The sequence below is a fragment of the Bradyrhizobium sp. USDA 4510 genome, from assembly GCF_054059095.1.
On the sequence record NZ_JBSSBT010000001.1, the window covers coordinates 8,604,136 to 8,622,247 of the forward strand.

Below are 18,112 nucleotides of genomic sequence, written 5' to 3' on the forward strand. Positions count from 1 at the left end.
AATCGAGTCAGCGATTCGGCCGCGATTCGTTCTAGAGTCGTTCCAGAGCTTAAGGTAGGCGCGGAAAGCGTCGCATTATGAGACAGATTTTGTGAAAAGGACGCGTGAAGGAGTGAAGACCAGAGCGTCAATCCCTCACCGTCACCCTGAGGAGGCCGTGCAGCGGCCCTCTCGAAGGGCGACGGCCCTGCTGTCTCATCAAGATCGCCGCAAACGGGTCGATCTCGGCCGTGCATCCTTCGAGACGCGCTGACGCGCTGCTCATAGGTACAACGGCGAATTCGCCGTCGTACCGGGGATGACGGATCAGAGAGCGCCCCAACAATTCAAGAAACACCTGCAAAATATGGTTTTCTCAACTTCGTTCGGAAATGACCGCGTGCCCGGTGCAGGCGTCACCGCGGTGCTCGGGCCGACCAACACCGGCAAGACGCATCTGGCCATCGAGCGCATGCTGGCGCATTCGTCGGGCCTGATCGGGCTGCCGCTGCGGCTGCTGGCGCGCGAGGTCTACAACAAGATCGTCGATCGCGCCGGCGTCGACAACGTCGCGCTGGTCACCGGCGAGGAGAAGATCAAGCCGAAGGCGCCGCGCTTCTGGGTCTCGACCGTGGAAGCGATGCCGCGCGATCTCGATGTCTCGTTCCTCGCGGTCGACGAGATCCAGATCGCAGCCGATCTCGAGCGTGGGCATGTGTTCACCGATCGCATCCTCAATCGCCGCGGCCGCGACGAGACGCTGCTGCTGGGCGCTGCGACAATGCGGCCGATGATCGAGCGGCTGCTGCCGGGCGCTTCCATCGTCACGCGGCCCCGTTTGTCGCAGCTCGAATTCGCCGGCGACCGCAAGATCACGCGGCAGCCGCGCAGAACGGCAATCGTCGCGTTCTCCGCCGACGAAGTCTACGCGATCGCCGAATTGATCCGCCGCCAGCATGGCGGCGCGGCCGTGGTGCTGGGCTCGCTCTCACCACGCACGCGCAATGCCCAGGTCGCGATGTTCCAGAACGGCGACGTCGATTATCTCGTCGCCACCGACGCGGTCGGCATGGGGCTCAATCTCGACGTCGATCACGTCGCCTTCGCTTCCGACCGCAAGTATGACGGCTACCAGTTCCGCCGCCTGACGCCGGCCGAATTCGCGCAGATCGCGGGCCGCGCCGGCCGCGCGACGCGCAACGGCACCTTCGGCACCACCGGCCGCTGCGCGCCGTTCGAGCCGGAGCTCGTCAACGCGCTGCAGAACCACACCTTCGATGCCGTCAAGGTGCTGCAATGGCGCAACGCGAAGTTGGACTTCGCCTCGCTCGGCGCGTTGCAGGTGTCGCTGGCGCTGTCGCCCAATCATGAGGCACTGACGCGGGCCCCGGTGGCCGAGGACCTGCGCGTGCTCGAGCATGTTGCGCGCGACGCCGAGGTGCGCAATCTCGCGCATGGGGCGGCCGCGGTGGAGCGGCTGTGGGAGGCCTGCCAGGTTCCGGACTACCGGAAGCTGTCGCCGGCCGCCCATGCCGAACTCGTGACCACGCTGTATGGCTTCCTGATGCAAAAGGGGCGTATCCCTGACGCATGGTTTGCCGCCCAGGTCGACCAGGCCAACCGGACCGACGGCGATATCGACACGCTATCGGGCCGGATCGCGCAGATCAGGACCTGGACCTTTGTTGCCAACCGGCCGGACTGGCTCTACGACCCGGACCACTGGCAGGGGATCACGCGCGAGCTCGAAAATAAATTATCCGATGCGCTGCATGAACGGCTCACGGAGCGTTTCGTTGACAGGCGGACCAGTGTATTGATGCGCCGCCTGCGGGAGAACTCAGTTTTGAATACGGAAATTGGCAAGACCGGTGAAGTGATCGTGGAAGGCCACGTGATCGGCCGGCTCGATGGTTTCACCTTCGCACCTGATGCGGCCGAGGCCGGCAGCGACGCCAAGGCGCTGCAAGCCGCCGCCCAGCAGGTGCTGGCGCGCGAGATCGATGCGCGCGCCGAGAAGCTGGGCGCCGCCCCCGACGAGCAGTTCGTGCTGACCTCCGACGGCACCATCCGCTGGACCGGCGATGCGGTCGCCAAGCTGGTGGCCGCCGAGGACGCGCTGCATCCGCGGCTGCGCATCATCTCCGACGAGCGGCTGACCGGCGCCTCGCGCGAAGCGGTGCAGACCCGGCTCGACCTCTGGCTCAAGACGCATATTGAAAAGCTGCTCGGGCCGCTGTTCGAACTGTCCAAGGCCGAGGACCTGCAGGGTATCGCCCGCGGCATCGCCTTCCAGCTGGTCGAGGCGCTCGGCGTGCTCGAACGCGCGAAGATCGCGGCCGAGATGAAGGATCTCGACCAGCCCTCGCGCGCGGCCCTGCGCAAATACGGCGTGCGGTTCGGCGCCTACCACATCTATTTCCCGCAGCTCTTGAAGCCCGCGGCGCGCTCGCTGGCCTCGCTGCTGTGGGCCGAGAAGCAGAGCAATGCCGACATGGCAGCATTGTCGAATGTGCAGCATCTCGCCTCCAGCGGCCGCACCTCGTTCCCGGTCGACAAGGCGTTGCCGCGCGATGCCTATCGCGTACTCGGCTATCGCCAGTGCGGCGAGCGCGCGGTGCGCGTCGACATCCTGGAGCGGCTCGCCGACCTGATCCGCCCCGCTTTGGCCTGGCGCGAGACCTCGCCGGGCGAGAAGCCTGCGGGTGCGTTCGACGGCCGCGGCTTTGTCGTGACGCAGGCGATGACCTCGCTGACCGGCTCCGCAGGCGAGGATTTTGCCTCGATCCTGCGCGCGCTCGGCTACCGCATGGACCGCCGTCCGCCGCTGCTGCCGAAGCCCGTCGAGGCCGCGCCGGCCGAGGCCACCGAGGCCGTCGCCGAGACCACGGAGACCGTGGCCGGGACCACCGAGACGGTCGCCGCCGAGACGCCGACGGTCGAGGCCGCCGTGGATGCGCCGGTCGGTGCCACCGCCGAGGTTGTGGCCGAAGCGCCCGAGGCTGCCCCGGATCAGCCGGTGTCGGGCGATCCCGCACCGTCGGCCGCGCTGCTGCCCGATGTCGGCTTTGCCGAGGTGGTGTCCAGCGAGGCTACGCCGGTCGTCGTCGAGACCAAGCCCGAGCCCGTGGCAGAAGTTGCCGCGGAGCCCGCCGCGGTCGCCGAAGAGCCCGCTGCTGAGGCGCCCGCTTCGGAAGTATCCGAGCCCGCGCCTGCCGTGGAAGCCACTGCAGAGACACCCTCCGAGACCGCCACTGAGGCGGCCGCGGAGACCGCGAGTGCCGAGGCAGCACCGGCTGAAGCCGCCGCCGCGGAGACGCCGGCCGAGCCGCAGCTGGTCGAAGTCTGGCGTCCCGGCGGCCGCTCCGACGAGCGCCGTCCGCATCATCGCGGCCACGATCGCAACCGCGGCCGTCACCAGGGCAAGCCCGCCGAGGGCGCGCAGGCCGCTGAAGGCGGCGGCGAGGGCGACAGCAAGCGCGAACAGCATCGCCGTCCGCGCCGTCACCAGGATTTCCGCGCGCCGCGTCCAGGCGCGCCCGCGGATCCGGCTGCGGCGCCCGCCGAGGGCGCGCAGGCCCGCGACAACAGGGACGACAAGGGCCAGCGCCGCGAACGCTTCGAAGGCAAGGGTCGCGATCGCGACAATGAGCGTCGCCGCGACAACAAGTTTGGCGGCGACCGCAAGGGCGAGCGCGGCGATCGTGACCGCGGCGGCCGCGATTTCGGCAAGGGCGGCCGCGACAAGCGCGAGGGCGGCCCGTCGCATCGGCCCTACGCCTCGAGCGCGCCGCGCGAGCGCGACCGGCCGATCGATCCGAATTCGCCATTCGCCAAGCTCGCTGCCCTGAAAGAGCAGCTCGCAGGCCGGAAGGAATAGTCCAACCCTTGGTTTAACGCTTGGTCTAGTTTGGATCGACAGCGCCTCGACAAATGGCTGTGGCATGCGCGCCTGGTGAAGGCCCGCACCAGTGCCGCTGAACTCGTCGTATCGGGGCATGTCCGGATCAACGGCGCGCGTGAGAAATCGCCGGGCCATGCGGTGAAGGCGGGCGACGTCGTCACCGTCGCGCTCGACAACAGCGTCCGCGTGCTCAAGGTGATCGGCTTTGCCGAGCGGCGCGGCGATGCCAGCTCGGCGCGGGTGCTGTACGAGGATTTGCAGGCTGGCAATTTGCAGGCCGGTAAGGAGTAGTTATCTAGCGCTTGCTATCTCAATTTGGGTGGCAGGAGCGTGAGAATACGGGCGTTTTTCGAGGGCCGCTTCCCTTGCGGCCCCGGTATTCCTGCGCTACGCAACCCCAGAAAAATCGATCGTTCCGGAGTTTTGGATGACCTACGTCGTCACTGAAGCCTGCATCAAGTGCAAATATACCGACTGCGTCGAGGTCTGCCCCGTCGATTGCTTCTACGAGGGCGAGAACATGCTGGTCATCCATCCCGACGAATGCATCGATTGCGGCGTGTGCGAGCCGGAATGCCCGGCGGACGCCATCAAGCCGGACACCGAGCCGGGCCTGGAAAAGTGGCTCGAGGTCAACCGCGACTACGCCAAGAGCTGGCCGAACATCACCCAGAAGAAGGACTCGCCGGAAGACGCCAAGGAGTGGGAAGGCAAGGAAGGCAAGTTCGATAAATATTTTTCTCCGAATCCCGGCAGCGGCGACTGATTCGCCAGGGAATACCGTGGTAAGGTCGGACTCTGGTCCGCCGCGGCCCTCCGTTCGGCCGCCGATTTAACCCTAATGACGGACATATGACCTGAACGGCCCCTGTTATGCCCGGAATCGGGCGTAAACCATTGATTTTTGCGGAAAATGTGCTATATCTGACACATTACAGGCCAAGAACCCCCTGCCATGCGTACCTTGTGGCTTCGAGGTTCCCGCAAACTCGAACAGGGGCGTGGCAGTTTCCGCGCGCAGGCTGTGTCACAGAAAACGCGTAAAAAGAGTGCTTCAAAGACGACGAAAAAAGCCGCTGTCGTTGCTCGCAGCGCAACCAAGGGCCGTGCCAAGGCGTCCGTGAAGGGGGCCAAGAAGGCGGCGGCTGCAAAGTCCTCAAAGAACAAAAGAAGCGTGATGCCAGAAAAGACTGCCAAGACTGCCGCGAAAGCGGCAGCTGCGAAGCCCGCTGCTGCCAAGGCCGCCCCCAAGCCTGCCGCGACCAAGACGGCTGCTGCGCCGAAGCCGGCCGCCCCGAAGGCTGCCGTCCCCGCCGCTGCTCCGAAGGCTGCCGCCAAGCCGGCCGCCGCGCCGCGCATCGAGGAGCCGAAGAAGGTCGTGACGCAGCGTCAGGGCTTCAAGGCCAATGAATTCGTGGTCTATCCCGCTCACGGCGTCGGCCAGATCCTGGCGATCGAGGAGCAGGAGATCGCGGGCGCCAAGCTCGAGTTGTTCGTGATCAATTTCATGAAGGACAAGATGACGCTGCGCGTCCCGACGGCGAAGGTCGCCAATGTCGGCATGCGCAAGCTGTCGGAGCCGGCGCTGGTCAAGAAGGCGCTGGAGACGCTGAAGGGCCGTGCCCGCGTCAAGCGCACCATGTGGTCGCGCCGCGCCCAGGAATACGAAGCGAAGATCAACTCGGGCGACATCGTCGCGATCGCCGAGGTGGTCCGCGACCTCTATCGTTCGGAATCGCAGCCCGAGCAGTCCTATAGCGAACGCCAGCTCTATGAAGCGGCGCTCGACCGCCTGTCGCGCGAGATCGCGGTCGTGCAGCACTCGACCGAGACCGAGGCGATCAAGGAGATCGAAGGCCAGCTCGCCAAGAGCCCGCGCCGCGGCGCCAAGGCAGAAGCCGAGGGTGAAGGCGAGGGTGATGCCGACGGCGAGGATGCCGATACCGATGGCGACGATACCGCCGTCGAGGACGAAGCCGCCTGAAAGGGTTCGACGGATTGAAAACAAAAGCCCGGTCGCAAGACCGGGCTTTTTGCTTTGGCGGCGTGTCCGTGGGGCACGCTTACCTCTCCCCTTGTGGGAGAGGTCGGATTGCATGGCAAATGCAATCCGGGTGAGGGTGCAGGCTCTCCGCAAGTTGCAGCCCCTCGACCGCGATCTTCGCCCGGGCAGATCGATATTCCAAACTGTCCGCGCCGCTGGACTCTTGGACCAGCGGCACACGTTGCCGACTTATCCCGAAACGGAACGCCGGTAACTTTCGCGCGTTCGCTCGCCAGTGAGGAGAGCGGACCATGACATCAAAGGCAGGCATTTTTTTCGCAGGCGTTGGAACAACTTTTATTATCCTAGGCGCTGGGTTCGGTGGTGGACTGTTCATGGCGAATTCGGCGCTTAAGGATTCTGCCGGCGCCCCCGCGCGTGTCTCTTCGCCAGCGCCCGCGGAACCAGCGCGCGTTATCCTGCCATCCACGGCAGAAGCTGCGCAGCCACCGCAGCCTGCCACCCAACGAGAGCCCGCCACGCCAGACGCAGCCTCACCGCCGCAGCCGCCACTGGAGCCGGTCAAGGACGTACAAGCGCCTGTCGAGCAGCAGGCGGACGTGGTGGACACGAGAAAATCTGACATTGCAGAAAAGGAGCGGCGTAAGCGCTACGCCGAACGCAAGGCGAAGCGCGTCGCGACCGAGCAGGCGAGGCGTCAACAGCGGCGCATCGAACAAGGCGAGCAACGCCGCGAAGCTCCGGTGCTCTTGGAGCAGGCGCGACGCCACGAAGTGCCGATCATGGCGTCTGAAGACGATGACTCCCCGCCGCGTCCGTTCGCGAATTTCTTCAGGAATGACTGAGCGCATCGCTTTAGTGAAGGAGCCGAGGAACAGTCCGCAATCGAGGGACGTCAGTGCTGATACAGAAGGCCCGTTCGTCTGATGGCTAACGAAAACTCCATTGCTTCAACTGCCAGTCCTGAACAACGCATAGAGCAGGCGTCAGAGGCGATCCGTCAGATGGCTGAGCGCGGCGTATTCGAACCTTTGCCGCAACAAGATCGGTGGCTGCATCACTTGAGTGAAGCGACCAGGGCGGCTCCGCTTCAATCGCTTGCCGTTGCATTCTTGCTGGGGGTCTTCCTGGCTCGGCGGTAGCCCGTCGGCTACGCCGTTGATGCTGCCGCGCCGCGTGCTCAATACGAGCGCTGCTTGATGCCCCAGCGGCGGTTCTCGGAGGTCACGATCCATAGATTGCGGTGACGGCTGGCAATCGATCCGTCGGCGCGGTCGCGGCTGTATTCGACCAGCAGATGCACCTTGCGCGGCCCGACCAGCACCGGCTCCTTGCGCTGATAGGTGCTCTTCGTCCATCCCGTGGTGCGCGCCAGATCGTTGAAGAACGACGGCGGCAGCTGGCCCGGGCCATCCCAGATCACGAGCTGCTCGCCGGATAGGATGACGTGCGGGAAGTGCAGCAGCGCGTCCATGCCGGCGAGATCGCGAGCGTTGAAGCGGTCGGTGAAATCGTCGATGCAGCGGATCGCCGCCGCGATCATGGCCGCATGGTCGGCATTGTCAGGGTCGGGTTGGAAGAGCTTGTCGGCATTACTCATGCCGTCGCTCTACACTGGCAGCGAAGCGAGCCGCAATGACGCTCGAAGCTACGTAAACGATCCTGACCAGTATCGTCTTGTCTTGCTTCATGGATGACGACGGCAACCGGAGCGCGGCGTGCTATGCTGACCGCCCTGCCGTTATTTGATCGACATTAAACTGACCCCATCAATTTGCAGCGAGGAGAAATTCGATGACATCCAATGTTGAGGCAACCAGGAAGGGTTATGAGGCCTTTCAACGTGGTGACATTCCGACGCTCATGAGGGATCTGATCGATGACGACTGCACGTGGATAACCCCGGGTCCCCAGGACAAACTGCCTTGGGCCGGGACCTTCAAGGGAAAGCAGCAGATTGCAAACTTCTTCGTCCAGGTTGGCGAGAATCTGGAATTCAGCGAGTTCGCGCCGCGTGAGATGATTGAGCAGGGCGACACCGTCGTGGTCCTGGGTACACTCACGGCGCGGGCAAAGAAAACAGGCAAGACTGTAACGAACGAATGGGCCCACGTTTTCAAGTACCGTGACGGGAAGGCGGTCCGCTTTCAGGAGTACATTGACACTGCGGCGGATGTTGCCGCGATGTCGTGACAAAGCAAGAGGCAGGCGCGCATGCGCGGATGTCGTCGGCGTCATCCGCCTCTATCGCCTACTTCACCCGCTGCTTCTCGAGCTTGCGCGCCAATGTCCGGCGGTGCATGCCGAGTCGGCGGGCGGCTTCCGAGATGTTGAAGTCGGTCTCCATCAGGGTCTGGTGGATGCGCTCCCATTCCAGCGTCTTGATCGACGTCGGCCGCGCACCGACCTCGATGGCGGCATTGCCCTGCGCTTTAAGGAACGCGGCCTCGATGTCGTCGGTGTTTGACGGCTTGGCCAGATAGTGGCAGGCGCCGAGCTTGATCGCCTCGACCGCCGTCGCGATGCTGGCAAAGCCGGTCAGCACGACGATCAGCATCTCAGGATCATGCGTGTGCAACGCCTCGACGCAGGCAAGGCCCGATGCACCGCCGGCGAGCTTCAGGTCGACCACCGCATAGCCGGGCGATTGCTGCTCGAGCAGCTGGCGGACCTCGTCGAGCGAGGCCGACACCGCCACATCATAGCCGCGGCGCTCGAACGAGCGCTTCAACGTGCGGGCGAAACCCGCATCGTCCTCGACGATCAGGAGCTGGCGTTCATCCGTCAAGATGGTCTCCGATCGCGAGCGTCGAAAGCGGCAGCTCGAGCCTGACCGCGGCGCCGATGTCCGGCCGGTTGCGCGCCGTCACCACGCCGCCCAGCTTGCGCACCACGTTGACCACGAGGAACAGGCCGAGGCCGCTGCCGGGGCTGCCCTTGGTCGATTGATACGGCTTGCCGATATGCGCCAGCATCTCGCGCGAGAAGCCCGGGCCGCGATCGGTCACCGACAGCACCAGCGTGTCGGCATTGCGCTCGGCGGTCAGCTCGATCCAGTCGCGCGACACCTCGGCGGCGTTGTCGAGCACGTTGAAGATCGCCTGCTTGAGCGCGATGTCGGATACGATCGCGAGATCAGCGCCGCAGGCATTGCGGAAATACAGCGTGGCCGACGGCCGCGTCGTCCGCCATTCCTCCACCAATGCCGTCAGGAACGCCGTGACCGTGGTCGGCGAGGAGCCTTCGCCGCGGGCTTCGCCCGCCGAGAGCAGGATGCCCGTCACGATCGACTTGCAGCGCTGCACCGAGATCTCCATCTCGCCGAGGTCCTGCGACATTTCAGGGTCGGAGGCGAGCGCGGGCATCCGGCGCCAGTCGCCCAGGATGACCGAGAGCGAGGCGAGCGGCGTGCCGAGCTCATGCGCGGCGCCGGAGGCCAGGAGGCCGATCCGGACGATGTGATCCTGCTCGGCGGCGTGCTGGCGCAGCGCCGCGAGGCGCAGGTCGCGATCGCGCAGATTGCGGTTGATCCGGGTCATGAACACCACGAGCAGCACGGCGTCGAGCACGAGGCCGATGAAGGTGCCGGCGATATAGAGGTTGAAGGCATCGGCGAAGCCTTGCTGCGGCAGCTCCAGCGGCCGGTAATAGCTGGTCAGCCAGGCGAAGTTCATGCAGACCAGCGCCACCAGCGACCAGGTCGAGGGCGCATCGAGCAGCACCGCGCCAAGCGTCACCTGCAGCAGATAGAGCGAGGTGAACGGGTTGGTGGCGCCGCCGCTGAGATAGAGCAGGGCGGTCAGCGCCGCGACGTCGAGCGCCAGCGCGACCAGCAGCTCGCGGTTGTTGATGTCGGCGCGGTAGCGCAGCCACAGCAGGCTGACGACATTGAGCGCCACCAGCCCGGAGATCACGGCCGCCAAGGGCAGCAGCGGCAGCGCGACGCCCATCCAGAACTGCACGAAGCCGATGGTGGCGATCTGGCCGATCACGGCGATCCAGCGCAGCTGGACCAGGAGGGCCATGTTCTTGCGATTGGTCGCGATGTCGGCGGGCGCTGCGAGGTCGAACGGCATGCCGGCGGCCGCGCCCGCGGCGGACGGCGTTGCCGCCGCGCCGGTCGCGGCCTTGTCGTCATGCAGATCCGATGTGCGCTCGAGCATCTGGGCCTGTGTCGCGAGACAGATTGCGGGCTGCGCCGATCAAGCGGCGCACGGCGGCGCGCCGTGAACCCCACCTTGGATCGGAGGCGCCGGCGCGGCTCCTGCCGCTGATGACGCGCAGGAGCGCGCCCGCCAGCATAAGGGCCAGTGCGAACCATGTCAGCGCGTAAATCAGGTGGTTGTTCGGAAACCGCACGATAGTGAGCCCGCCGATTGGGTAGCCGCCCGGATTTGGCGTCGCATCGGCGTCGATGAAGAAGGGGGCTACATGCGACAGTCCGTGCGCGGCGGCGATGGCGGCAACGTCGCGGGAATACCAGCGGCCGGCCGAAGCATCGTTGCTGCGCAGGAAGCCGCCCTTCGGCTCCGACATCCGCAGCAGTCCGGTGACGCTGACGGCGCCCTGCGGCTCGCCATCGCGCCGTGTCGCGGGATCGCGCTTATCAGCGGGAACAAAGCCGCGGTTGACCAGCACGGTGGTTCCGTCGGCGGCTTGCAGCGGGGTCAGTACCCAGAAGCCGGGACCTTCGGCCGTGACGGCCTGCACCAGCGTTTCGTCGGCGTTGAGGAACGTGCCGCGTAGGGTGACGCGGCGGTATTCATCGCTCGCGGCCGTGACCGCCGGCCATGACGATGGGGGCGGCGGCGCGACCGGCGCGGCATGCATGCGCTGCTCGACCCGCTCGATCAGCGCCAGCTTCCAGGTCCGGCGTTCGATCTGCCAGATACCGAGCGCGCTCAGCAGCACCACGCCCAGCATGCCGAGCGTGAGCAGCAACAGCGAGGGTCTGGCAGACCGCATCGTCACGGCATCTGGCTCATGTCGTGCAGCGGCATCATGTTGATGTTGAGATGATGCATGACCCACAGCGAGCCGGTCAGCGCGATCACCACCATGACGACGGTGAAGATCATCGCCATCATGGTCCAGCCGTTCTCGGACCGCGTGTTCATGTGCAGGAAGTACACCATGTGCACGACGATTTGCACCGCGGCGAGCACCAGCACGATCAGCGCGGTGACCTGCTTGTCGGCGATGGCGCCGGTCATCACCAGCCAGAACGGCACCGCAGTAAGGACGACGGAGAGACCGAAGCCGATCAGATAGCTCTGCAGCGAGCCGTGAGCCGCGCCGCCGTGATCGCCATGTCCGTGGCTGGCATTGGCTTCGAGCGTATGAGCTTTGGCGTGAGCTTTTGTTGTCATCGCAGCATTCCCAGGAGATAGACGAAAGTGAAGACGCCGATCCAGACCACGTCGAGGAAGTGCCAGAACATCGAGAGGCACATCAGCCGGCGCCGGTTGGCTTCGATGAGGCCGAAGCGCGCGGTCTGCACCATCAGCGTCACCAGCCAGACGAGGCCGAAGGTGACGTGCAGGCCGTGGGTGCCGACCAGGGTGAAGAATGACGACAGGAAGGCGCTGCGCTGGGGCGTCGCGCCCTCGTGGATCATATGCGCGAACTCGGTGAGCTCGATGCCGAGGAAGGCGAGGCCGAACAGCCCGGTGATGGCGAGCCAGGCTTGCGTCGCGCCGATCCTCGATTTCTCCATCGTCAGCATGGCGAAGCCATAGGTGATCGAGGAGAGCAGCAGCATCGTGGTGTTGAGCGCGACCAGCTTGAGGTCGAACAGGTCCTTCGGCGATGGGCCAGCGGCATAGTTGCCGCCGAGCACGCCATAGGTCGCAAACAGCATCGCGAAGATGAGGCAATCGCTCATCAGGTAGATCCAGAAGCCCAGCATGGTGCTGGCGCCTTCCGGATGATCGTGCTCGTCCACAACGTGAAAGATCGGCTCGGAGTCCTGGGTGGAGACGGTTGTTGCTACGCTCATGTCTGGGCTCCCGCGGCGAGCACGCGTGTCCGCGCGTCTTCAGTCCGCACCACCTCATCCGCCTGGATGTGGAAGTCGCGGTGATAGTTGAAGGTGTGGCCGATCGCGACCGCGAGCAGCGCAACGAAGCTGACGGCGGCGAGCCACCAGATGTACCAGATCAGGCCGAACCCCATCACCGTCGCAAGTCCGGCGAGGATGATGCCGGTGCCGGTGTTGGAGGGCATGTGGATCGGCTTGAAGCCGGTCAGCGGGCGCCTGTAGCCGCGGCGCTTCATGTCCCACCAGGCGTCGTTGTCGTAGACCACGGGCGTGAAGGCGAAGTTGTAGTCCGGCGGCGGCGACGAGGTCGCCCATTCCAGCGTCCGCGCGTTCCAGGGATCGCCGGTGGTGTCCTTCAGCTGCTCGCGGCGCAGAATGCTGACCGCGAACTGCACCAGCATCGCGACGATGCCGAGCAGGATCAGGAACGCGCCGAAGCCCGCGATGATGAACCAGATCTGCAAGGAGGGGTCGTCGAACACGCGGAGCCTTCGGGTCACGCCCATCAGGCCGAGCACATAGAGCGGCATGAAGGCGAAGTAGAAGCCCGAGACCCAGAACCAGAACGACAGCTTGCCCCAGAACGGATCGAGCCTGAAGCCGAACGCCTTCGGGAACCAGTAGTTGATGCCGGCGAACAGGCCGAACAGCACGCCGCCGATGATCACGTTGTGGAAATGCGCGATCAGGAACAGGCTGTTATGCAGCACGAAATCGGCCGGCGGCACCGCCAGCAGCACGCCGGTCATGCCGCCGATCACGAAGGTCAGCATGAATGCCACCGTCCACATCATCGGCAGCTCGAAGCGGATGCGGCCGCGATACATCGTGAACAGCCAGTTGAACATCTTCGCGCCCGTCGGGATCGAGATGATCATGGTGGTGATGCCGAAGAACGAGTTCACGCTGGCGCCGGAGCCCATCGTGAAGAAGTGGTGCAGCCAGACCAGGTAGGACAGGATGGTGATGACGACGGTGGCGTAGACCATCGAGGTGTAGCCGAACAGCCGCTTGCCGGAGAATGTCGCGGTCACCTCGGAGAAGATACCGAACGCCGGCAGCACCAGGATGTAGACCTCGGGGTGGCCCCAGATCCAGATCAGGTTCACGTACATCATCGGGTTGCCGCCGAAGTCGTTCGTGAAGAAGTTGGTGCCGACGTAACGGTCGAGCGACAGCAGCGCCAGCACCGCCGTCAGCACCGGGAAGGAGGCGACGATCAGGACGTTGGTGCAGAGCGAGGTCCAGGTGAACACCGGCATCTTCATCATCGTCATGCCCGGCGCGCGCAGCTTGACGATGGTGCAGATCAGGTTGATGCCCGATAGCGTCGTGCCGACGCCGGCGACCTGTAGTCCCCATATGTAATAGTCGACGCCGACATCGGGACTGTAGCCGATGTTCGACAGCGGCGGGTAGGCGAGCCAGCCGGTGCGGGCGAATTCGCCGACGAACAGCGACATCATCACCAGCACGGCGCCGCCGACCGTCATCCAGAAGCTGAAATTGTTGAGGAACGGGAAGGAGACGTCGCGAGCACCGATCTGCAGCGGCACCACATAGTTCATCAGGCCGGTGACCAGCGGCATCGCCACGAAGAAGATCATGATCACGCCGTGTGCGGTGAAGATCTGGTCGTAGTGATGGGCCGGGAGGTAACCGTCGGAGCCGCCAAAGGCGATCGCCTGCTGCAGCCGCATCATCAGCGCGTCCGCGAAGCCGCGCAGCAGCATCACGATGCCGAGGATCATGTACATGATGCCGATGCGCTTGTGGTCCACGGTGGTGAACCACTCGCGCCACAGATAGGTCCAGAGCCGGAAATAGGTGACGATCGCAAACAGCGCGAGGCCGCCGGTCGCCACCACCGCGAAGGTGCCGACCAGAATCGGCTCGTGGATCGGCAGCGCCTCCAGATTGAGGCGGCCGAAGATCATCTTGACGAGATCGGGATTCATGCGGTCCTCCTCAGGACTCTGATTTCGGACGCTGACCGAGCAGCAAGGATGTCGACGAGGGGTGCGCGGGCGAGAACGGCGGGCGCTTCAGCCCGAAGCCGCGCAGCGGCGTCAGGTCGAGCGGCGCGGTGATCTCGTGCGACGGCGCGTCCTTGATCTCGTCCATCGAACAGATGCCGGCGACGAAGGTCGGCTCGGAGCCGAGCGGCGCGCCGCGGCGGGCGTATTTGTCGTAGGTCAGCGGCAGCGTGTTGTTGAAGCCTTCGCGGCCGAGGCCGCCCTTGGCGTCGATCGCCATCATCTCGCTCATGCACATCTTGCCGGGTTCGACGCACATGTTGAGGACCGCCTTGTAGAGATCGCGGTCGACCGAGCGGTAGAGCCGGACCGGATCGTTCTGGCTCGGACGCTCGAGCTGCAGATAGTCGGTGCGGCCGAGCATATTGGCGCTGGTCTTGGCGGTGGCGATCCACTTGTCGAAATCGGCGCCAGACAGGCTCTTGAAGTCGAAGTGCATGCCGGAGAAGCCGGCGCCGCTGTAGTTGGCGGAGAAGCCGCGATAGGTGCCTTCCTTGTTGGCGACCGCGTGCAGCTTGGTCTCCATGCCGGGCATGGCGTAGATCTGGCCGGCAAGCGCGGGGATATAGAACGAGTTCATCACGGAGGACGCCGTGATGCGGAAGCGGATCGGGCGGTCGACCGGAGCTGCGAGCTCGTTGACGGCGGCGACGCCGTAGTCCGGGTAGATGAACAGCCACTTCCAGTCGAGCGCGACGACCTCGACATTGAGCGGGGCGTCCTTGCTCTCGATCGGCTTGTCGGCGGCGATGCGGCCGAGCGAGCGGTAGGGATCGAGCAGATGGGTGCCCATCCAGGTCAGCGCGCCGAGGCAAATGATGATCAGCAGCGGCGCCGACCAGATCACGAGCTCGAGCTGGGTGGAGTGATCCCACTCCGGCTCATAGGGGGCCGCGGCGTTGGACTGGCGGTAGCGCCAGGCGAAGAACACGGTCAGCGCCATCACCGGAAGCACGATGATGAGCATCAGCACGGTCGAGATGACGACGAGGTCGCGCTGCTGGACGGCGATGTCGCCGGCAGGCGCCAGGACGACGAAATCGCACCCGCCAAGGAGCGCCGCGAACGGCAATAAGGCCAATAATTTCAAGGCGCGCACGGCTCACCCCACTTGAATTTTATGAGTTCCGCCAAGGGGTAGCTGCGATGCAGCAAAGTTCACATTGGACAATTTGTCCAATGTTGCACTGCGGGATGGAGGGTCAGAAGGTGAGGTGGACCGCGTGGCAATCTGCCCGTGGCCTCACTTCTTGTTTGAGCACGGTCTGTTCGGAAAACCGGTTTGATCGTGCTCCAAAGGACGGTTTTCCGGCGATGGCACAAGCCCCAGCAATGGCTCACGGCACCCCGACCGCATCAGGTCACGGGCAGGCGAAACCCGGCGAAATCGCCATCGGCGTCATCATCGGACGCACGTCGGAATTCTTCGATTTCTTCGTCTATGCGATCGCCTCGGTCATCGTGTTCCCGAAGCTGGTGTTCCCGTTCGTCAATGAACTGACCGGCACGCTCTATTCATTCGGCATCTTCGCGCTGGCCTTCGCCGCGCGGCCACTCGGCACCGTCATCTTCATGGCGGTCGACCGCCGCCACGGCAAGGGCGCCAAGCTCGTCATCGCGCTGTTCCTGCTCGGCACCGCCACGGTGGCGCTCGCGTTTCTGCCCGGCTACGACACGATCGGCGTCGCGGCGATCTGGCTGTTGGCCGCCGCGCGCGTGCTGCAGGGTATCGCCTGGGGCGGCGCCTGGGACGGCCTTGCCTCGCTGCTGGCGATGAATTCGCCGGCGCATCGCCGCGGCTGGTACGCGATGGTGCCGCAGCTCGGCGCGCCGCTCGGGCTGATCGTGGCCAGCGCGCTGTTCGCCTTCTTCGCCGGCAACCTCTCGGCGGATGATTTCTTCGACTGGGGCTGGCGCTATCCGTTCTTCGTCGCGTTCGCGATCAACGTGGTGGCGCTGTTCGCGCGGCTGCGCATGGTGGCGACGGATGAATATTCCGAGCTGTTCGAAAGCCGCGATCTCGAGCCGGCGCGGGTCGGCGAGACCATCGCGCAGGAGGGCCGCAACATCCTGCTCGGCGCCTTTGCGCCGCTGGCGAGCTTTGCGCTGTTCCACATGGTCACGGTGTTTCCGCTGTCCTGGGTGTTCCTGTTCACCAAGGAAAGCCCGGTGCGCTTCCTGATCATCGAGATGATCGGCGCCATGGTCGGCGTCGTCGCGATCATCGCCTCCGGCATGATCGCCGACCGCGTCGGGCGCAAGCCGCTGCTGCTCGGGTCTGCGGTCGCGATCGCGGTCTATAGCGGCTTTGCCCCGCAGCTGCTCGATGCCGGCGCGTTTGGCGAAACGGTGTACATGGTGCTCGGCTTCGTGCTGCTCGGCCTGTCGTTCGGCCAGTCGTCGGGCGCGATCGCCTCGAGCTTCGCGCGCAACTATCGCTACACGGCCTCGGCACTGACCTCGGATTTAGCCTGGCTGTTCGGTGCCGGCTTTGCGCCGCTCGCGGCGCTGCTGCTGGCGACGCATTTCGGCTTGATCTCGGCCGGTGCGTACCTGTTGTCGGGCGCGGTGTGGACGCTGCTGGCGCTGTGGCTGAGCGGATTGCGCGAAGCCGAGGGTTGAACTCTTCTCCTTCCCCCTGAAAGGGGGAAGGTTTCCCCACCCGCTTTGCTCTGGCGAGCAAAGCGACCTCCCCTTTTCAAGGGGAGGTGGGCTAGCGGAACAATCCGTCGACGCGGAACGAGTACCCCAGGCCGACGATGTAGTTCGGCGAGTTGCGGCTGAGTCCGAACGCGACATGGAAGTCGACCTGCTGGGTCGGCGTGATCTGGTACAGGCCGCCGGAGTTGATGAGCTGGGTCGGCCGCGCACCGTCGGGATAGTCGCCGACATATTCGGTGAACACACTGATCCGCTCGGTCAGCTTCTTCTCGATCACGAAGGTCGCTTCCGACATGTGCCGGCCGGTCAGCTCGGCAGGGCGGAAGAATTCCGTGAACATGCCGCTGACGCCCCAGCCGTCATGCAACTCCCATGACCACGGCAACTGGATGTAGGGCTGCGCGCCGCGACCGGCGATTTCGGCAGCGCCCGTCGGCAGCGCGACGCCGGCCGTGATCGAGAGGTCGATCTTCCCCGGCAGCGGACTGATCTGCCATTTGATGGCAGGCGCGACGTCGGAAAAGCCCGACGCGCCGGGCGATTTCACGGTGCCGACATAGCTCGGTAGGTCGATCAGCACCTCGAGGCAGGGCGCAATCCCGAGCCGCCAGCGGCTGTTGCTGCCGTCGATGCTGCGGCCACTGCTCCGGCCGGTCAGGTTGATGCCGTTCTCGTTCTGCAGGCTCCCGACCGGCACGACGATACTCGAATTGGTGACGTCGGGCCGGTCGGTCGCGATTTCGTCGCCCGGCTTGGGACAGCCGTCCGCGCGCGCGGCGGTGGCTGCTGCGAGTGTGAGCGCAGCAAGCACGCACCCGAGTTCGGCAAGTCGAGCGACGGCGCCGAACCGATTCTGAAACACTGGGGATGCTCCAATAGCCCGGCGCCGCTGCGGAGGTGGCAGCTTTCGATAGAGATCGGCGGCGCGCGGGGAAATTCCCGGTTGGCTCAAAAATCTTCGTCAGTCGCCGGTCGCGCGAGCGCGCGGCATTCCAGGGAATAGAATCGCGGCATGGCTGCTCCTGTTGTGGTGGCAAACAGGAGAGCCCCGGGAATGAGCATTCGTTCGATCGCAGGCGTGCTGGCGCCGCGGCAAGCCAAAATTGCCGCGATGGCGGCCATCGCGATTCTGCTCGCCCTGAACAGCGCCCGTGCCGCGGGAGATGCGGCGCGCGGCGCCACGCTGTACCAGGGCTGCGGCGATTGCCACTCGATCGACAAGAACGACGTCGGCCCGATGCACAAGGGTGTCGTCGGCCGCCTAGCCGGCTCCGTCGCAGGCTACGACTACTCGCCGGCGCTGAAGAACTCGAAGATCGTGTGGACCGAGGAGAATCTCGACAAATGGCTCACCGGTCCGGACACGATGGTTCCGGGCACCAAGATGTTCTACGAGGTTCAGGACCCGAAGGATCGGGCCGACATCATTGCCTTCCTCAAGGAGAAGGCGAAGTAGAATGTAGCCTGTCGTCCCGGCCTTCGCCGGG

General features: G+C 64.9%; 17 protein-coding genes. 8 read left to right on the plus strand and 9 right to left on the minus strand.

Translation table 11 applies throughout. The annotated features are described in order from the left end of the window. Positions 1 to 346 precede the first annotated feature (346 nt). The 5 genes from ACVMDN_RS39920 to ACVMDN_RS39940 all read left to right on the plus strand — a co-directional run bounded on the left by ACVMDN_RS39920 (position 347) and on the right by ACVMDN_RS39940 (position 6,733). A complete protein-coding gene (locus ACVMDN_RS39920) occupies positions 347 to 3,859 on the plus strand; it encodes a helicase-related protein (protein ID WP_076824786.1) in 3,513 nt (1,170 codons plus the stop codon). 30 nt (positions 3,860 to 3,889) lie between these two features. After that, positions 3,890 to 4,174 carry an RNA-binding S4 domain-containing protein gene (locus ACVMDN_RS39925; protein WP_076824784.1) on the plus strand — a complete coding sequence of 95 codons (285 nt, stop codon included), beginning with the start codon at positions 3,890 to 3,892 and terminating at the stop codon, positions 4,172 to 4,174. Between the two features lie 136 nt (positions 4,175 to 4,310). Then, positions 4,311 to 4,649, plus strand: coding sequence for a ferredoxin FdxA (fdxA, locus tag ACVMDN_RS39930; RefSeq protein WP_057015519.1), 339 nt, complete (start codon positions 4,311 to 4,313; stop codon positions 4,647 to 4,649). A 411-nt stretch (positions 4,650 to 5,060) separates the two neighbouring features. Next, a complete protein-coding gene (locus tag ACVMDN_RS39935; protein WP_076824782.1) occupies positions 5,061 to 5,867 on the plus strand; it encodes a CarD family transcriptional regulator in 807 nt (268 codons plus the stop codon). A gap of 311 nt (positions 5,868 to 6,178) precedes the next feature. Continuing rightward, positions 6,179 to 6,733: a hypothetical protein gene (locus ACVMDN_RS39940; RefSeq protein ID WP_141341017.1), complete on the plus strand. Its 555-nt coding sequence runs from the start codon at positions 6,179 to 6,181 to the stop codon at positions 6,731 to 6,733. Positions 6,734 to 7,068: 335 nt separating this feature from the next. Here ACVMDN_RS39940 and ACVMDN_RS39945 read toward each other — a convergent pair whose 3' ends face one another. Beyond that, the gene (locus ACVMDN_RS39945; RefSeq protein WP_057015517.1) at positions 7,069 to 7,488 is read right to left on the minus strand and encodes a hypothetical protein; all 420 of its coding nucleotides are present in this window, start codon (positions 7,486 to 7,488) and stop codon (positions 7,069 to 7,071) included. A gap of 194 nt (positions 7,489 to 7,682) precedes the next feature. Here ACVMDN_RS39945 and ACVMDN_RS39950 point away from each other — a divergent pair, with 194 nt between their 5' ends. Further along, positions 7,683 to 8,081 (plus strand): nuclear transport factor 2 family protein, encoded by a 399-nt coding sequence (locus tag ACVMDN_RS39950; protein ID WP_057015516.1) that lies wholly within the window; start codon positions 7,683 to 7,685, stop codon positions 8,079 to 8,081. A 58-nt stretch (positions 8,082 to 8,139) separates the two neighbouring features. On the opposite strand, the gene ACVMDN_RS39955 is transcribed toward ACVMDN_RS39950, so the two are convergent. From ACVMDN_RS39955 to cyoA, 7 genes are read right to left on the minus strand one after another with little or no spacing between them, the layout of a single operon-like run. Further along, positions 8,140 to 8,676: a response regulator transcription factor gene (locus tag ACVMDN_RS39955; RefSeq protein ID WP_057015515.1), complete on the minus strand. Its 537-nt coding sequence runs from the start codon at positions 8,674 to 8,676 to the stop codon at positions 8,140 to 8,142. Next, the gene (locus ACVMDN_RS39960) at positions 8,666 to 10,051 is read right to left on the minus strand and encodes an ATP-binding protein (RefSeq protein ID WP_076824780.1); all 1,386 of its coding nucleotides are present in this window, start codon (positions 10,049 to 10,051) and stop codon (positions 8,666 to 8,668) included. The genes ACVMDN_RS39955 and ACVMDN_RS39960 overlap by 11 nt, the downstream gene beginning before the upstream one ends. Further along, the gene (locus tag ACVMDN_RS39965; protein ID WP_076824829.1) at positions 10,023 to 10,829 is read right to left on the minus strand and encodes an SURF1 family protein; all 807 of its coding nucleotides are present in this window, start codon (positions 10,827 to 10,829) and stop codon (positions 10,023 to 10,025) included. Before ACVMDN_RS39965 ends, ACVMDN_RS39960 begins: the two co-directional genes overlap by 29 nt. Positions 10,830 to 10,855: 26 nt before the next feature. Continuing rightward, a complete protein-coding gene (cyoD, locus tag ACVMDN_RS39970; protein ID WP_076824778.1) occupies positions 10,856 to 11,257 on the minus strand; it encodes a cytochrome o ubiquinol oxidase subunit IV in 402 nt (133 codons plus the stop codon). After that, positions 11,254 to 11,886, minus strand: coding sequence for a cytochrome o ubiquinol oxidase subunit III (gene cyoC / locus ACVMDN_RS39975; RefSeq protein WP_057015511.1), 633 nt, complete (start codon positions 11,884 to 11,886; stop codon positions 11,254 to 11,256). The genes cyoD and cyoC overlap by 4 nt, the downstream gene beginning before the upstream one ends. Then, positions 11,883 to 13,886: a cytochrome o ubiquinol oxidase subunit I gene (cyoB, locus tag ACVMDN_RS39980; protein WP_057015510.1), complete on the minus strand. Its 2,004-nt coding sequence runs from the start codon at positions 13,884 to 13,886 to the stop codon at positions 11,883 to 11,885. Before cyoB ends, cyoC begins: the two co-directional genes overlap by 4 nt. A gap of 10 nt (positions 13,887 to 13,896) precedes the next feature. Continuing rightward, entirely contained in the window at positions 13,897 to 15,063 is a 1,167-nt protein-coding gene (gene cyoA / locus ACVMDN_RS39985; protein ID WP_076824776.1) for a ubiquinol oxidase subunit II, read from the minus strand. A gap of 233 nt (positions 15,064 to 15,296) precedes the next feature. Between cyoA and ACVMDN_RS39990 the strand changes: the two genes are divergently transcribed. Next, a complete protein-coding gene (locus ACVMDN_RS39990; RefSeq protein ID WP_057015508.1) occupies positions 15,297 to 16,586 on the plus strand; it encodes an MFS transporter in 1,290 nt (429 codons plus the stop codon). A gap of 91 nt (positions 16,587 to 16,677) precedes the next feature. On the opposite strand, the gene ACVMDN_RS39995 is transcribed toward ACVMDN_RS39990, so the two are convergent. Next, on the minus strand, positions 16,678 to 17,487 hold the full coding sequence (locus ACVMDN_RS39995; RefSeq protein WP_076824774.1) for a transporter: 810 nt from the start codon (positions 17,485 to 17,487) through the stop codon (positions 16,678 to 16,680). Positions 17,488 to 17,679: 192 nt separating this feature from the next. Here ACVMDN_RS39995 and ACVMDN_RS40000 point away from each other — a divergent pair, with 192 nt between their 5' ends. After that, positions 17,680 to 18,081: a c-type cytochrome gene (locus tag ACVMDN_RS40000; protein WP_057015128.1), complete on the plus strand. Its 402-nt coding sequence runs from the start codon at positions 17,680 to 17,682 to the stop codon at positions 18,079 to 18,081. Positions 18,082 to 18,112 lie beyond the last annotated feature (31 nt).

What these genes read in the sequence shown, in the direction of transcription:
- cyoB (WP_057015510.1), bottom strand. Translation starts at nt 13,886, where the DNA reads ATGAATCCCGATCTCGTCAAGATGATCTTCGGCCGCCTCAATCTGGAG.
- cyoD (WP_076824778.1), bottom strand. Translation starts at nt 11,257, where the DNA reads ATGACAACAAAAGCTCACGCCAAAGCTCATACGCTCGAAGCCAATGCC.
- ACVMDN_RS39945 (WP_057015517.1), bottom strand. Translation starts at nt 7,488, where the DNA reads ATGAGTAATGCCGACAAGCTCTTCCAACCCGACCCTGACAATGCCGAC.
- ACVMDN_RS39920 (WP_076824786.1), top strand. Translation starts at nt 347, where the DNA reads ATGGTTTTCTCAACTTCGTTCGGAAATGACCGCGTGCCCGGTGCAGGC.
- fdxA (WP_057015519.1), top strand. Translation starts at nt 4,311, where the DNA reads ATGACCTACGTCGTCACTGAAGCCTGCATCAAGTGCAAATATACCGAC.
- ACVMDN_RS39990 (WP_057015508.1), top strand. Translation starts at nt 15,297, where the DNA reads ATGGCTCACGGCACCCCGACCGCATCAGGTCACGGGCAGGCGAAACCC.
- ACVMDN_RS39960 (WP_076824780.1), bottom strand. Translation starts at nt 10,051, where the DNA reads ATGCTCGAGCGCACATCGGATCTGCATGACGACAAGGCCGCGACCGGC.
- cyoC (WP_057015511.1), bottom strand. Translation starts at nt 11,886, where the DNA reads ATGAGCGTAGCAACAACCGTCTCCACCCAGGACTCCGAGCCGATCTTT.
- ACVMDN_RS39950 (WP_057015516.1), top strand. Translation starts at nt 7,683, where the DNA reads ATGACATCCAATGTTGAGGCAACCAGGAAGGGTTATGAGGCCTTTCAA.
- ACVMDN_RS39940 (WP_141341017.1), top strand. Translation starts at nt 6,179, where the DNA reads ATGACATCAAAGGCAGGCATTTTTTTCGCAGGCGTTGGAACAACTTTT.
- ACVMDN_RS39935 (WP_076824782.1), top strand. Translation starts at nt 5,061, where the DNA reads ATGCCAGAAAAGACTGCCAAGACTGCCGCGAAAGCGGCAGCTGCGAAG.
- ACVMDN_RS40000 (WP_057015128.1), top strand. Translation starts at nt 17,680, where the DNA reads ATGAGCATTCGTTCGATCGCAGGCGTGCTGGCGCCGCGGCAAGCCAAA.